Origin of the sequence: Actinomadura sp. RB99, from assembly GCF_014706005.1 — a bacterium.
Classification (GTDB): Bacteria; Actinomycetota; Actinomycetes; order Streptosporangiales; family Streptosporangiaceae; genus Spirillospora.
Map to the genome: position 1 here is coordinate 53,316 of NZ_JABMCA010000057.1, position 13,545 is coordinate 66,860.

Below are 13,545 nucleotides of genomic sequence, written 5' to 3' on the forward strand. Positions count from 1 at the left end.
CCATGTCCGAGGACAACACCGAACTCGCCACGCGGCCCGTCGACCCGTCCGACGGCGTCGCGCCGTCGGGGGCGCGCCGCGCCCTGGACATCGCCGGCGCGCTCACCGGGCTGCTGCTGCTCAGCGTCCCGCTGGCGCTCATCTACCTGCTGGTCCGGCTGTCCAGCCCGGGTCCCGGGGTGTTCCGGCAGACCCGCGTCGGGCAGGGCGGCCGGCCGTTCACCATGTACAAGTTCCGGACGATGCGGCAGGGCGTCGGCGGGCTCACCGTCACCGCCAACTGCGACCCGCGGCTCACCCGGATCGGCAAGCTGCTGCGGGAGTGGTCGCTGGACGAGCTGCCGCAGCTGGTGAACGTGCTGCGCGGGCAGATGACGCTGGTCGGGCCGCGCCCGGAGACCTACGACCTCGCGGTGCACTACGACGCGGACTCGCGGTGGATCTTCGACCACCGGCCGGGGCTGACCGGGGTGTCGGAGGTCCGGTTCCGCGACTTCGACGTGCTCGGCCCCGGCGAGGAGGTCGACCTCGTCAACTACATCGAGCGGATCGTCCCGGCGCGGGTGGCGGTGGACGCGATCTACCTGCGCGACCCGTCGATGCGGCAGACGCTGCGGGCGCTGTGGGACACCGTCAAGCACATCCTCGGGTTCACGATCCCGCCGCTGCAGGTGGCGTCGGACGGGACCGTCGAGGAGGCGCCCGAGCCCGCGCCGCCGCATTCGCCGCCGCACGCGGCACCGCACGCGGCCGACGCCGCACCGCGCACGCCCGCCGAGGAGCCAGGCTCCGCCGCGTAGAGGCCCGCATCGGGGAAAGGGAGACATGGACATCCGGGACGTCCGGTTCAAGGTCTCGGCCGTCGCGGCCGCGGTGGTGCTGGTGGCCGGGTTCCTCTTCTACCTGCAGCACCGGTCGTCGTCCGGCGGCGACGACCCCTACAGCGGCCCGCCCGCGACGCCCGGCAGCCCCGCCGCCCGGCCGGGCGAGACCCGCCGCATCGCGCTGAACACCCAGCCGTCGGACTACCCGCGGCTCAAGGAGCTCGGCTACGACCTGGTCGACGCCAAACCGGACGACTCGCTCGTCGCGGGCGTCCCGGACGGGATGCAGGCGCTGCTGTGGGTCGGCAACTTCACCTGCGGCTCCTTCGACCTCGACTACGGCGCGTTCACCCGGGCGGTGCAGCGGTACGGGCGCAACCCGAAGGTGTACGGGTGGTACCTGTCCGACGAGCCGGACACCGGGCGCTGCCCGAAGATCGCCGGTGAGATCCGGCGCCGCGCCGACTACATCCGGCAGAACGCGCCCGGCCAGGTCTCGTTCGTCTCGCTGACCGACTGGCCGATGCGGCAGCTCGCGCCCAAGCGGGTCGGCGTCGACCTCTACGGCCTGGACCCGTACCCCTGCAAGGGGTCGGCGGACGTGCAGGACTCGTGCAACATCGGGGCGATCGACCGGATGGTCCGGCTGGCCGACGACGCCGGCATCCCGCGCGCGCAGGTCGCGCCCGTCCTGCAGACGTTCGGGCAGAGCTGCAGCAAGGGCGACAAGCAGTACTGGCTGCCGACGCAGGCGCAGTTCCGGAAGATCCTCGCCCGCTGGGACAGGCTCGCGCCGCGTCCCAGGCTCGAGATCTCCTACTCGTGGGGGCACCAGTCCGAGTGGGCGTGCCCGTCGCTGGCGGACGCGTCCGGCGGCGCCCATCCCGACCTGCAGAGCATCATGAAGGCCCGCAACACCGCGAAGTGAGACCGGCCCCGGCCCTCGGAGAGGCCGGCGCTCGGGACGGTCAGTGCGTGGGGTGGTCCGCGACCGCGGGATGGCCCTCCGACGGGAACGGCAGGTTGAACGACCCCACCTTCAGGGCCAGGACCTCCATGCCGCCGATGAGCAGCACGAACACCACGGCCATCAGGCCCAGCTGCACCCGGTTCGGCTTCCTGCGATTCAACGTGCGGCTCAGCCTGACACTGAAAGCCGCCCAGGCCCCGCGTTTCACGCGCACCCCTTCAATCCCCCATTAACCACGAGAAATTTAACCACAACCCCCGACCCGGACACGCCCGGGCCGGCGCTCCTTCGCCGCGGTGCGGCGAGTCGCCGCCATACCGGCCCGCATGACGGCGACTCGCCACGTGTGACGACGTCCGGGTCAGGAGACGCGGCGGCTCGTGAGGTTGGCGGCGCGGGCGTTCACGCACGAGCCCGTCGCCAGGTCGAACGCGAAGTTGTGCGCCAGGCAGTGCACCTGGCCGTCGCGGATGACCGCGCCGACCGACAGGTCCTCGCCGGCGTGCGGGCAGTACCGCGGGATGTCGTAGCACCCGCCGGCCCACTCGACGGTGATCCGCTCGCTCTCGTCCCGGCCCGTCTCGTACGCCTCGACGGCGTTCAGGGCGGGCGCGTTCGCGTGCTTGAGCAGCCCCACCAGGTAGTCGTTGTAGACGTCCGGGTCGCGGTACAGGCTGAGCCGGAAGGAGATGAGCAGGTCCTCCCAGGCCATCCGGCCGGTCAGCACGGAGTCCAGCCAGCGGCCGGCCGTGGTGATCCGGTAGTGCGGGCGCGCGTCCGGGGACGCCTCCCCGACCGTCAGCCCCTCCGGCGAGAAGTCCACGTCCCAGACCCCGCCGTTCGGGCCGGTGATCTCGAACCGGACCAGCATCGCGATCTGCCGGAGGAAGTAGTCGCTGAGCGAGCCGAGGTGCTCGAAGTGGGCGGTGAACCGCGCGAACAGGTCCGGGCCCGGCTCCGGGTACTCGGCGAGGACGCCCTCGATCAGCTCCTTGCGGTCCTCGGCGTACTGCTTGAGGTAGGCCGGGCGCTCGTCGTCGGCGAAGGAGAACTCCGCCGAGACGGGGTCCCGGACGATCCCGCCGGTGTCGAGGTCGACGGTGTCGCCGGGCTTGAAGCACTCCCAGCGCTGCCGCGGCAGGTGCTCGCGCAGCCACTCCGCGGAGACCTCGGGGTCGCAGAACGCCCCGTCCCGCTGGCCGAGCACCCAGTTGAGGTGGTCGACCTCGCCGTCCAGGAAGCACGGCGGCCCGGCGAACGGGACCGCGAGCTCCGGCTGGGTCTGCCGGACGAGCCGCTGCGCGGCGCGCAGCTTCGACACCCGCTTGTCCATCGAGACCTTGGCCATCTCCTCGGCCGGGTACTCGTAGCAGATCGGATGCCAGGACGCGCCGGAGGTCTGCAACGCCATCAGGTCGAGCCGGCCGCCCGCCAGGTGCTTGGCCCGGCGGGCCTGCGCGGCGGTGAGCCGGGCGTCGTTGCAGTGCAGGATGCCGCGGCCGTCCGCGACGATGAGAAAGGCCGCGTCATGGCACATAGGGGAGAGTTCCGGAATGACCGTTATCCAGGAGCCCCGATTGTCGAGCGGGAATTTCTCCCAGGGCTCTATCTCGATTACCTGGCGGGAACCCGCGGCTTCCGCCATCCGTTCCCGGAAGGCCGGGCCCGGATAGCGCGGAATGAGGATCCGGGTCCGCCGCGGAAGCCGGCCGATGACCCAGGGGTCGAAATGATCAAGGTGCTCGTGCGAGACCGCCACCCAGTCCGCGGCGAGCAACCGATCGGTGTCGAGGTGATCGTTTCTGGGGTACTGGTGCCAGGCCCCGATAAAGGCCCCCGTCGGAGCGAGCCACGGGTCTGCGAGCAGGTGGAACGCCCGGGCGTGCACCGACACCCCCGCGTGTCCGATAAATGTGACCGTCGGCATACCGAGACTGTCCCTCGCCGGCCCCGCCGCCGCACCCGCCCGAATGCGCAAAGCGGCTACGCCGTAGGCATGAAGGAAATGCCACAAGCCGAACTGACAATCCTGACTTAGACGCTCGGAGAAAGACCCGAGTTTACCCGGATCGACGCATGTCCACTTCCGGTCAGAGACCGGTCTGTTGCGGTCAATTGACTGGACACGACCCGGCACGCGGGGTGACCGTCGAAGGCGGTGCTGGTAAATAGGGACGGGGGTCCATTCATGATCAACGGGCGGTCACGGTCCTCCCCGGGAGCCGGCGCGGGCGTGGGGACGCTCGCCGCCGCTCCCCCGCGGGAGGACGGGCGCGAGGCCGTGCGGGAGGACGCGCGGCCCGATCCGCCGGCCGCGCCGGAGACGGCCGGCGAGCACGCCCTGTGGAAGCGGCGGCTGCGGCACGACATCCGGCACGAGCTCGGCACGATCATCATGCTGGCGTCGGCGGTCGTCGTCGCCGAGGACGTCGGCGACGGCAGCCGCGCGCGGATCGAGCAGCTGCTCGGCGAGACCCGGTGGCTCGACCACCTGCTCCGCCGGCTCGACGAGGACGACGACGACCAGCCCATGCCGAGCCCGGAGCGGATCCGGGTGGACGAGCTGACCGCCGAGGTCGTGACCGGCATGCGGCTCGCCACCCCGCACGAGGTCTGCTTCGGCGGCGGCGAGGCGTGGGCGCACATGGACCCCGTCGCACTGTGGCGGGCCGTCCGCAACGTCCTCGACAACGCGTGCCGCGTCGCCGAGGGCCGCGTCAACGTCCGGGTCGAGGCCGACCAGGGCTGGGTCGTCATCCAGGTCGACGACGACGGCCCCGGGTTCGGCGCGGGCCCGGGCACCGGCGGGGGGCGGCGCGGGCTGGCCTCGCTCGGCCTCGGCATCGTCCACGACCTCATCTCCGGCTACGGCGGCAGCCTGGAGATCCGCACCTGCGAGATGGGCGGGGCGCGGGTGCGCATGCTGCTGCCGTCGGCCCCGCCGCTCCGCGACCCGGCGCCGCCGTACGACCCGGCGCAGCACGCCGACGACTGGCGGCCGCACCCATGAGAGTGATCATCTGCGACGACCACGCCGTCTTCGCCGACTCGCTGTCGCTGGTCCTGTCGGACGCGGGGCACGTGGTGGTCGGCGTCGCCTACTCGCCCGAGGAGGCGCTGCCGGTGCTGCGCGGCCGGCAGGCCGACGTCTGCCTGATCGACCTGCACTTCCCGTCCGGCACCGCGCTGGACTGGATGCCGCGGCTGCGCGCCGCCGCCCCGCAGACGCAGTTCGTGGTGCTGACCGGCTTCCTGGAGCGGCACGTCCTGGAGGAGGGCGTCGCCGCGGGCGTGCGCGGGTTCGCGCACAAGGGCCAGCAGGCCGGCGACATCCTCGCCGTGCTGCGCCGGGTCGCGGACGGGGAGGTCGTCGTGGACCAGGCCGCCCGCGCCGACGCCGTCCGGCCGCGCAGCCAGGCGCAGCGGGTGGCGCGGTTCCTCACCCCGCGCGAGCGGGAGGTCCTGACGCGGCTCGCGCGCGGCGAGTCCACCCAGGCGCTGGCCAAGGCGATGGGCGTCACCCGCAGCACCGCGCGCAGCCACGTGCAGAGCGTGCTGAGCAAGCTGGGCGTGCACTCGCAGCGGGAGGCGGTGATCGAGGCGGCCCGGCACGGGCTGGTCAGCGTCGAGACGGGTGAGTGGCTGGCGGGCTGACACATGGCGGGGGACGGCCGAATCCGGACATACGGGGTTCGGCCGGGACGCGTTAGCGTCCACCTGGGAGGGAGGGGTTCCCATGCCTCGACGGGGAGGCGCGCTGCCCGTCTCGGACGCGGCGGTCCTCGGCTGCGCGGACGCCTTCGCGCGCGGCGTCCCGCACGACCGGCTCGACCGGCTGCGCTCGCGGACGCCGGTCGTCTGGCAGGACGCGGGCGCGGCGGAGCGGCCGGGCGCCTGGGCGGTGCTGCGGTACGCCGACGTCCAGCACGCCCTCACGCGCCCGCAGCTGTTCCCGCCGGAGGACGACGGCGTCCTGCACGGCCCCCGGACGGAACCGCCCGACGGCACCGGACGACCCGGCGGCATGAGCGGGCGCGGTGGCCGGCCGGCGGGGCGTCCCGATCCCGACGCGATCCCCGACGACGAGCCGGGCCGCGCGCCGATCGACATGGACCCGCCCATGGCCGCGATGCTGGACCGGATCCCGCCCGGCGACGCGGTGGACTTCGTCCGCCAGGTCGCGCACGACCTGCCGGAGACGCTGCGCAACACCCTCGCGGGCGGTCTGCACGCCCTGCTGCGCCATCCGGACCAGTACGCCCGGCTCCGCGCGGACCGCGCCGACGAGCGGCTGATCGACAGCGCCGTCGAGGAGATGCTGCGCTGGTGGACGCCGGTGCTCCAGGTGCGGCGGCGGGTCCGGCGCGCGACGGAGGTCGGCGGGGTGCCGCTCCTGCCCGGCGAGCGGGTGGCGCTGTGGCTGGTGTCGGCCAACCACGACGAGGACGTCTTCCCCGACCCCGGCCGGTTCGTGCCCGACCGGTTCGCGGAGGGCGGGCGGCCGCACCTGTGCTTCGGCACCGGCCGGCGCGCCTGCCTGGGCGCGCGCCTGGCCCGGGCGCACCTGCGGGCGTTCCTGGTCGCGCTGCTGGAGCGGCCGGCGCTCGCGCAACCGGCGGGGGAACCGGTAATGTCGCGGTCCAGTGCCCGTCACGGTTTCGAGCGGCTGCCGATCCGCTGGAACGGCTGAGGGCGGGCCCGAGCGCACTGTGCGCCACCTCACCGGATCGCGGCGTCCTACCGCCGCCTCCTCAGCGTCCCCCGAACCGGCCCCGGACCGCCGACCAGCGGTTCCGCGCCGCGCCGGCGGCCGCACCGGAACGGTCCACCGGCGAGGGGCCGTTCGCTGAACTTCGATCGGGACTCCGCCGTATCCCGGCAGAGTCGCCCGTTGCGCGCCCGCATCCCGGGCGCGGCACCGGAGGGGGCTGGTTGTGGGACTGACGGGTTCGGGGCTGCTCGCCGTGCTGTCGCTGCTCACGGCGGCGTGCCTGGCGGGCACCGTGTGGCTGTGGCCGCGCGCCGCGGGGGGCGGCGTCCGCGCCGTCGCGAGCCGGGCGGCGCTGCTGGCCGGGTGCCAGGTCGCCGTCCTGCTGACGCTGCTGGCGTCGGTGAACACCTACTACCTCTTCTACGGCTCGTGGCGCGACCTGCTGAGCGCGGCGGGCGGGAAGGCGACGCAGGCGCAGCACCCGCCGCCCGGCGGCGCCGGGGCGGTGGCCGCGAGCCAGGCGATCCGGAAGGTGCGGACCGACCTCGACCCGGGCGGCAAGGGCGGGCACGTGGCCGCGCGCGACGGCCAGGTCGAGCACCTCGACATCCGGGGGATCCGCACCGGGATCTCCGCCGAGGCGTACGTCTACCTCCCGCCGCAGTACTTCCAGCCCGCCTACGCGGCGCGCCGCTTCCCCGTCGTGCTGCTCATCGCCGGCTACCCCGCCGCCGACCGGATGGTGTGGATCGACAAGGGGCACATCCCCGAGGACGCCGCGAAGGCCCTCGCCGCCGGCCGGATCCAGCCGATGATCTACGTGATGATGCGGCCGACCGTGGAGGAGGGCTGGGACACCGAGTGCGCCGACGTGCCCGGCGGCCCCCAGGTCGAGACGTTCTTCGCGCAGGACGTCCCCGAGGCGGTCTCCGGCGCGTACCGGACGGCGCGCACCCGCACCGGCTGGGGCCTCGCCGGATACTCGACCGGCGGGTTCTGCGCCGCCAAGCTCCTGCTGCTGCACTCCGACCGGTTCTCCGCCGCCGCGAGCATGGCCGGGCACTTCGACGCGCTGCTCGACCGCACCACCCGCGAGCTCTACGGCGGCAGCAAGCAGATCCGGCGGAGCAGCGACCTGGTCTGGCGGCTGCGGAACCTGCCGCAGCCGCCGGTGTCGGTGCTGGTGGCGTCCGCGGACGTCGGCGAGAAGACGTACCCGTCGGCGCAGCGGTTCATGAGGGCGGCGCGGCCGCCGCTGGTCGTGGACAAGCTGCTGCTGCCGACCGGCGGCCACAACTTCAAGACCTTCCGCAAGTACATCCCGCCGTCGATCGCGTGGCTGAGCGCGCACCTCAAGGGGGAATGATGCAGCCGGTCAGTGCGGCGTTCCTCGTCCTTGTGTGCGCGCCCGCCGCGGCGTGCGTCGTCGCCGCGGTGGTGCTCTGGCCGCGGTTCGCCGGTCGCGGCGTCCGCCCGGTGGCGGCCCGGACGGGGCTGCTGCTGGGCTCGCAGGCGCTGCTGACCGCCGCGGTCGTGCTGCTGGTCAACCGGTACTTCGTGTTCTACGCGACGTGGGACGACCTGCTCGGCGGCACCACCACGAGCGCGACGGTGAAGCAGGTGCAGCCGAGCCGCGGCGCCGAGGCGGCGCCGGCCGGGCTGGTGCACCGGGAGGCGACGGAGCTCGGGCCGAAGCGGCGCGGGCACCAGCGCGACCCCGCCGAGGACGGGCGGGTCGACCGGCTGGACGTCGAGGGCGCGCGCAGCGGCCTCGGCGCGCAGGCGTACGTCTACCTCCCGCCGGAGTACTTCCAGCCCCGGTACGCGAACCGGCGGCTGCCGGTCGTCATCGCCGTCTCCGACGACGGGACCGGGTCCGACACCGGGACGGCGTGGCTGCGGCAGGCGAGGCTGCCCGACGCGGCCGTCGCGGCGATCCGGGCGGGCCGCGCCCAGCCGGTGATCTACGCGGCGGTCGGGGCGGTGCGCCGGTTCGCGCCCGTCCGGACGCCGTCCGCGAGCCCCGTGCACGGCGGTCCCGGCAAGCCGGGCGGGCCCGGATGAGCCGGGCGGGCCGCAGGGGCCGTCCGGGCCGGGTGCGCCGGACAGGTCGCACGGACCCGTCGGCGGGGCGCCGGAGGCGGCATCGCGCCCCGTCCGCCCGGCCGGGTGCCTGGACCTCCCGGGCGTCCCGGGCGGGCAGGCCGAGACCTTCCTCGCCCAGGACCTGCCGCTCGCGCTGGCCGGCACCTACCGGCTGCCGGAGGCGCGCGCGGGCTGGGGCGTCGCGGGGGTCGGGACGGGCGGGCAGTGCGCCACGCGGCTCGCGATGCTGCACTCCGACCGGTTCACCTCCGCCGCGTCGCTGAACGGCCGGTTCGGGCCGCCCGCCGACGGCTCCGGCACGGACGCCCGGACGGTCGTCAAGCTCAAGGCCGGGGCGGGGAAGGCGCCGCGCGGCGGGACGAAGGCCGCGCCGGAGCCGGACGACCCCTACGGTGGCAGCGGGCCCTACCGGCTCGACCAGGACCTGACGTGGCGGCTCCAGCACCTCCCGCCGCCGCCCGTCTCGGTGCTGGCCGCCGCCCGGGCGACCGGGCCCGACGCCCAGGCGGCCGGGCAGTTCGCGGCGCTGGCGAGGCCGCCGATGCACGCCGACAAGGTCCTCGTGCCCGGTGACCCGGCGACGCTGAAGCAGTGGCGCGACCACCTGCCGGCCGTGCTGGAGTGGCTCAGCGCCCATCTCAGAGCCGAATGACCGGTACGCCGCCGTCCTCCCCGGGCCGGTCCCCTACCTCCCGAGGAGTAGGCCCGCTGCCTCCTCCCGGCCGACGTGCCGCCGCGCGCCGATGACCTAACGTGCAGGAATGAGCACTTCGCCGCCGCAGGAGGCGGTCCGGGCGCACTGGCCGCGGCCGTCCACGTGGCCCGTGTGGGTCGTCCCGCTGCTCGTGCTGGCCGTCGAGTTCTTCGGGACGATGGCGGCGCAGCACGGCGCGTCCCGGAACCGGACGCCGAACAGCGGGGACGGCTGGGGGCACGGGCACGGCTGGGGTGACGGCTCGCCCGGCTACGGCACCACGCACCTGGACGCGCTCGGGTTCGCGATCGTCCTCGCGGGCCCGGCGCTGCTGCTGCTGCGCCGCCGGTACCCGGTGCCCACGCTCGCGGCGACCGGCCTGCTCACCGGCCTGTACTTCCTGCGCGCCTATCCCTACGGCCCGGCGTTCGCGGCCGTCGGCGTCGCGATGCTCGGCGCGATCGTCGCCGGGCACCGGCTCGTCACCTGGGCCGGGACGGCGGTCTCGGTGGCGGCGTACTTCGGGATCACCGCGCTGATCGGGGTGCCGTTCGTGGAGCGCGGCACGACCGGCCGCGCGTTCCCGGTGGAGGAGCCGAGCGTCGGCGGCGTCAGCGTGGTCGTCGGCTGGTCGCTCGCGGTGCTGGTCACCGCCGAGCTCGTCCGGATGACCGGGCAGCGGGCCGCCGAGCGGGCCCGCACGCGGGCCGAGGAGGAGCGCCGGCAGGCCAGCGAGGAGCGGCTGCGGATGGCGCGCGAGCTGCACGACGTGCTCGCGCACAACATCTCGATGATCAATGTGCAGGCGGGGGTGGCGCTGCACCTGATGGACGGCGACCCCGAGCAGGCCCGCACCGCGCTCGCCGCGATCAAGGAGGCGAGCAAGGAGGCGCTGACCGAGATGCGGTCGGTGATCGGGGCGCTGCGGGCGCAGGGCGAGACCGCGCCGCGCTCCCCCACCGCCGGGCTCGGCCGGCTGGACGATCTGCTCGCCCGCGCCCGCTCCGCCGGGCTCGCGGTGGACGCCGAGATCACCGGGGAGCGCCGCCCGCTGCCCGCGGGGGCCGACCTCGCCGCGTTCCGGATCGTCCAGGAGTCGCTGACGAACGTGACCCGGCACGCCGGTCCGGGCCCGGTGACGGTGCGGGTCCGCATCGCCTACCGTGAGCGGGAGATCGAGGTGCGGGTCGAGGACGACGGGCGGGGCGTCTCCTTGCTGGACGACCATCCGGGCGGCAGCGGCATCCGCGGCATGCGGGAGCGGGCCGCCGCGCTCGGCGGGACGTTCGACGCCGGGCCGCGGGCGGGCGGCGGGTTCGCCGTCCGGGCGGCGCTGCCGCTCACCGGCGAGCCGGAGGACGCGGCGGACGGCGACGGCGCCACCGGCGCCGGTGAGGGGACTCCCGCGGAGAGGGGCGGTCGATGATCAAGGTGCTGCTCGCCGACGACCAGGTGCTGGTCCGGGCGGGGTTCCGGGCGCTGCTGGACGCCCAGGACGACATCGAGGTGGCCGGCGAGGCGAGCGACGGCGAGGAGGCCGTCGCGCAGGCGCGCCGGCTGCGCCCGGACGTGATCCTGATGGACATCCGGATGCCGGGCCTGGACGGCCTCGCCGCGACCCGCCGGATCGCCTCCGACGACCGGCTCGGCGACGTCAAGATCGTGATCTTGACCACGTTCGAGCTGGACGAGTACGTCTTCGAGGCGCTGCGCGGCGGCGCCAGCGGGTTCCTGGTCAAGGACACCGAGCCGGTCGAGCTGATCCACGCGGTGCGGGCGGTCGCGGCCGGGGACGCGCTGCTGTCGCCGGGCGTGACCCGGCGGCTGATCGCCGAGTTCGCGGCGCGGGCGAAGGAGCCGGCGCCGTCGCCGCGGCTGAACGCGCTCACCGACCGGGAGCGCGAGGTGATGGCGCTGGTCGGCGAGGGCCTGTCGAACGAGGAGATCGCGGCCCGCCTGGTGGTGAGCCCGGCGACGGCGAAGACGCACGTCAGCCGCACGATGGTGAAGCTCGGCGCGCGGGACCGGGCGCAGCTCGTGGTGTTCGCCTATGAGTCGGGACTGGTCAAGCCGGGCTGGCTGCCCTAGAAAGGGGACGGGCGGGCGCGCCCGGTGTCCCCCGGCACGGGCCCCTGCCCTGGAAATTCGCACTCTGTCGCGATTCACTGTTCGCGTCCGTGGTGACATGACAAGGTGGAACGCACAGGCCGTCACCGAAGAAGGAGTCCGGTGCCGCACGACACGAGGATCCTCGCCGTCGACGACCGTGAGGAGAACCTCACCGCCCTGGCGGCGGTGCTCGACGCGCTGCCGGTCGAGGTGGTGCCCGCCTCGTCCGGGCAGGCGGCCCTCAAGGAGCTGCTGGGCGACGACTTCGCGCTGATCCTGCTGGACGTGGTGATGCCGGGGATGGACGGTTTCGAGACCGCCCAGCACATCAAGTCCCGGCCGCGCACCCGGGACATCCCGATCATCTTCCTGACCGCGGCGGGCGGCGAGAGCGAGCAGGCGTACCGCGGCTACGCGGCGGGCGCGGTCGACTTCCTGACCAAGCCGTTCGACCCGTGGCTGCTGCGCGCCAAGGTGTCGGTCTTCCTCGACCTGCACCGCAGCAACCTGGAGCTGCGGCGGCAGGCGGCGCTGCTGCGCCGCACCCTCGCCGAGCACGGCGCCGGGACGGACGAGGCGCCGGAGGGCGGCTGCGGCGGGCTGCTGGAGGCGCTGGACGAGCGGGTCTCCCGCGTCGAGGACGCGCTGGCCCGGATGCGGTCCGGGGAGCCCGCCGACGACCTCGACGCGAGCGTCGCCGATCTGCGGCTCGCCCTCGACGCCTTCTCCGCCGGGAGCTGACCCCGCGCGTCCCTCACCGGCGTCCCGGCGCGTTCCTCACTGAGGGCCGGCCCGGCGCGTCCCCCCACCGGGGCCGCCCCTCGCCCGAGGCTCCGCGAACCCCTGGCCTGCCGGGGTTTCGGACATCCGTCAGTGACTACTTACAGTAGTGGATTACGGCTTGTCCCGAACCGGGAGGCGAGCGGCGGCCGTGATCATTCCCGCAGGTCACCTGCCCGGATTCTTTACCTTTGAGTTCTCTGTACGGGTTTGCCGCAAGTAAGTACTTGAGGGTAACTTGCACTCACCGTCACGCACGTGACCCGCATCACCGGGCGCCTCCCGCCCGTACCCCCGACCCCCAGGAGTCCCCCTATGACCGACCCCGCCGGCCCCACCGACGCCGCCGACGCCGGCCTCGGCCGCGTCCGCTGGAAGCGTTTCGCCGCCATCGCCGCCCCCGCCGCGGTCGGCGCGGGCGCCCTGGTCTTCATGACCGCGCAGGGCGCCATCGCCTCCTCGTTCGCCGTCTCCGGCAGCAGCTTCAAGGTCAGCGCCGACTCCCTCACCGGCACGGGCTTCGTCCAGTACGGCGACGTCGACGCGAGCAAGGACGGCACGAAGCACCCGGTGCAGGTCTCCGGGATCAAGAACGCGACGATCACCAACATGTGCCAGTCGGTCAAGGTCGGGCCGTTCACGCTGCGGCTCACCGCGGGCGACAAGGGCACCCCGGTCCAGGCGTCCGACCTCGTGCTGGACGTCGAGCAGCTGAACGCCGACGCCGAGTTCTCCAACATCGAGATCGGCCGGGACGCCAGCACGCTCGACAAGGGCCCGAACGGGGCGAAGGGCGCGGCCGGGATGTTCGGCCAGCAGGCCGACTCCCTCAAGCTCACCGGCGTCAAGCAGGTCGCGTGGGCGACCACCGCCGGCACCTTCAAGCTGAGCGGCCTCAGCATGAAGCTCGGCAAGGAATGCTTCTGAGGCCATGACGGACACGACACCCCACGGGTTCCGCCGCTGGCGGCGCACGCGCCCCTTCTGGGGCGGCGCGTTCGCCGTCCTCGGCGGCGCGGAGCTCATCGCGATCCCCCTCGCACCGATGCCGCTGGTCGTGCACCAGGGCATCGCCGGCGTGGCGAGCTGGCTGATCGGCGCGCTGCTGATCGCCGCCGGCGCGCTGATGTGGTTCCAGCCCGCGCAGCGCGGCTTCTTCGGCATCCTCGCCGTGCTGCTGTCGCTGGCGTCGTTCCTCACCTCCAACTTCGGCGGGTTCCTCGTCGGGATGCTGCTCGGCCTGCTGGGCGGGGCGCTCGGCTTCGCCTGGGCGCCCGCGCGGACCCGCGGACCGGACGGTCCGGGCGGGCCGGGCGGCCCCGAGGCCCCCGCGCGACCCCGCGCCGGCGGG

The 13,545-nt window shown here is 74.2% G+C and carries 14 protein-coding genes and 1 pseudogene; 13 read left to right on the top strand and 2 right to left on the bottom strand.

Translation table 11 applies throughout. The annotated features are described in order from the left end of the window. Window positions 1-2: 2 nt before the first annotated feature. Complete coding sequence (locus tag amrb99_RS36250; protein WP_190864866.1) at window positions 3-800, top strand: sugar transferase; 798 nt, start codon at window positions 3-5, stop codon at window positions 798-800. A 25-nt stretch (window positions 801-825) separates the two neighbouring features. Continuing rightward, a complete protein-coding gene (locus amrb99_RS36255; protein WP_190864869.1) occupies window positions 826-1,752 on the top strand; it encodes a hypothetical protein in 927 nt (308 codons plus the stop codon). A 40-nt stretch (window positions 1,753-1,792) separates the two neighbouring features. On the opposite strand, the gene amrb99_RS36260 is transcribed toward amrb99_RS36255, so the two are convergent. Together amrb99_RS36260 and amrb99_RS36265 are read right to left on the bottom strand one after the other, a co-directional pair. Next, complete coding sequence (locus amrb99_RS36260) at window positions 1,793-1,954, bottom strand: hypothetical protein (RefSeq protein WP_190864872.1); 162 nt, start codon at window positions 1,952-1,954, stop codon at window positions 1,793-1,795. 201 nt (window positions 1,955-2,155) lie between these two features. Beyond that, window positions 2,156-3,331 (bottom strand): Rieske 2Fe-2S domain-containing protein, encoded by a 1,176-nt coding sequence (locus amrb99_RS36265; RefSeq protein ID WP_241756246.1) that lies wholly within the window; start codon window positions 3,329-3,331, stop codon window positions 2,156-2,158. Between the two features lie 696 nt (window positions 3,332-4,027). On the opposite strand from amrb99_RS36265, the gene amrb99_RS53440 reads away from it, so the two are divergent. The 11 genes and pseudogenes from amrb99_RS53440 to amrb99_RS36320 all read left to right on the top strand — a co-directional run. After that, window positions 4,028-4,804, top strand: coding sequence for an ATP-binding protein (locus tag amrb99_RS53440; protein WP_190864876.1), 777 nt, complete (start codon window positions 4,028-4,030; stop codon window positions 4,802-4,804). Then, the gene (locus amrb99_RS36275) at window positions 4,801-5,448 is read left to right on the top strand and encodes a response regulator transcription factor (protein ID WP_190864878.1); all 648 of its coding nucleotides are present in this window, start codon (window positions 4,801-4,803) and stop codon (window positions 5,446-5,448) included. Before amrb99_RS53440 ends, amrb99_RS36275 begins: the two co-directional genes overlap by 4 nt. Window positions 5,449-6,001: 553 nt before the next feature. Further along, a pseudogene (locus tag amrb99_RS51760) lies at window positions 6,002-6,484 on the top strand (cytochrome P450); the annotation flags it as partial. A 244-nt stretch (window positions 6,485-6,728) separates the two neighbouring features. Beyond that, window positions 6,729-7,871 carry an alpha/beta hydrolase-fold protein gene (locus amrb99_RS36285; RefSeq protein WP_190864883.1) on the top strand — a complete coding sequence of 381 codons (1,143 nt, stop codon included), beginning with the start codon at window positions 6,729-6,731 and terminating at the stop codon, window positions 7,869-7,871. Beyond that, window positions 7,871-8,569 (top strand): hypothetical protein, encoded by a 699-nt coding sequence (locus amrb99_RS36290; protein ID WP_190864885.1) that lies wholly within the window; start codon window positions 7,871-7,873, stop codon window positions 8,567-8,569. The genes amrb99_RS36285 and amrb99_RS36290 overlap by 1 nt, the downstream gene beginning before the upstream one ends. Before the next feature lie 265 nt (window positions 8,570-8,834). Further along, window positions 8,835-9,263 carry a hypothetical protein gene (locus amrb99_RS36295; protein WP_190864887.1) on the top strand — a complete coding sequence of 143 codons (429 nt, stop codon included), beginning with the start codon at window positions 8,835-8,837 and terminating at the stop codon, window positions 9,261-9,263. Between the two features lie 109 nt (window positions 9,264-9,372). After that, window positions 9,373-10,731, top strand: coding sequence for a sensor histidine kinase (locus amrb99_RS36300; protein ID WP_190864889.1), 1,359 nt, complete (start codon window positions 9,373-9,375; stop codon window positions 10,729-10,731). Continuing rightward, on the top strand, window positions 10,728-11,393 hold the full coding sequence (locus tag amrb99_RS36305) for a response regulator transcription factor (RefSeq protein ID WP_190864891.1): 666 nt from the start codon (window positions 10,728-10,730) through the stop codon (window positions 11,391-11,393). The genes amrb99_RS36300 and amrb99_RS36305 overlap by 4 nt, the downstream gene beginning before the upstream one ends. A 141-nt stretch (window positions 11,394-11,534) precedes the next feature. After that, a complete protein-coding gene (locus tag amrb99_RS36310) occupies window positions 11,535-12,155 on the top strand; it encodes a response regulator (protein ID WP_190864893.1) in 621 nt (206 codons plus the stop codon). 354 nt (window positions 12,156-12,509) lie between these two features. Further along, window positions 12,510-13,121, top strand: a complete 612-nt coding sequence (locus amrb99_RS36315; protein ID WP_190864895.1) for a DUF6230 family protein — start codon at window positions 12,510-12,512, stop codon at window positions 13,119-13,121. 4 nt (window positions 13,122-13,125) lie between these two features. Beyond that, a partial coding sequence (locus amrb99_RS36320) for a DUF6114 domain-containing protein (protein WP_241756247.1) occupies window positions 13,126-13,545 on the top strand: 420 nt, incomplete at its 3' end.

What these genes read in the sequence shown, in the direction of transcription:
- amrb99_RS36250 (WP_190864866.1), top strand. Translation starts at nt 3, where the DNA reads ATGTCCGAGGACAACACCGAACTCGCCACGCGGCCCGTCGACCCGTCC.
- amrb99_RS36295 (WP_190864887.1), top strand. Translation starts at nt 8,835, where the DNA reads ATGCTGCACTCCGACCGGTTCACCTCCGCCGCGTCGCTGAACGGCCGG.
- amrb99_RS36315 (WP_190864895.1), top strand. Translation starts at nt 12,510, where the DNA reads ATGACCGACCCCGCCGGCCCCACCGACGCCGCCGACGCCGGCCTCGGC.
- amrb99_RS36275 (WP_190864878.1), top strand. Translation starts at nt 4,801, where the DNA reads ATGAGAGTGATCATCTGCGACGACCACGCCGTCTTCGCCGACTCGCTG.
- amrb99_RS36305 (WP_190864891.1), top strand. Translation starts at nt 10,728, where the DNA reads ATGATCAAGGTGCTGCTCGCCGACGACCAGGTGCTGGTCCGGGCGGGG.
- amrb99_RS36300 (WP_190864889.1), top strand. Translation starts at nt 9,373, where the DNA reads ATGAGCACTTCGCCGCCGCAGGAGGCGGTCCGGGCGCACTGGCCGCGG.
- amrb99_RS36265 (WP_241756246.1), bottom strand. Translation starts at nt 3,331, where the DNA reads ATGTGCCATGACGCGGCCTTTCTCATCGTCGCGGACGGCCGCGGCATC.
- amrb99_RS36290 (WP_190864885.1), top strand. Translation starts at nt 7,871, where the DNA reads ATGCAGCCGGTCAGTGCGGCGTTCCTCGTCCTTGTGTGCGCGCCCGCC.
- amrb99_RS36255 (WP_190864869.1), top strand. Translation starts at nt 826, where the DNA reads ATGGACATCCGGGACGTCCGGTTCAAGGTCTCGGCCGTCGCGGCCGCG.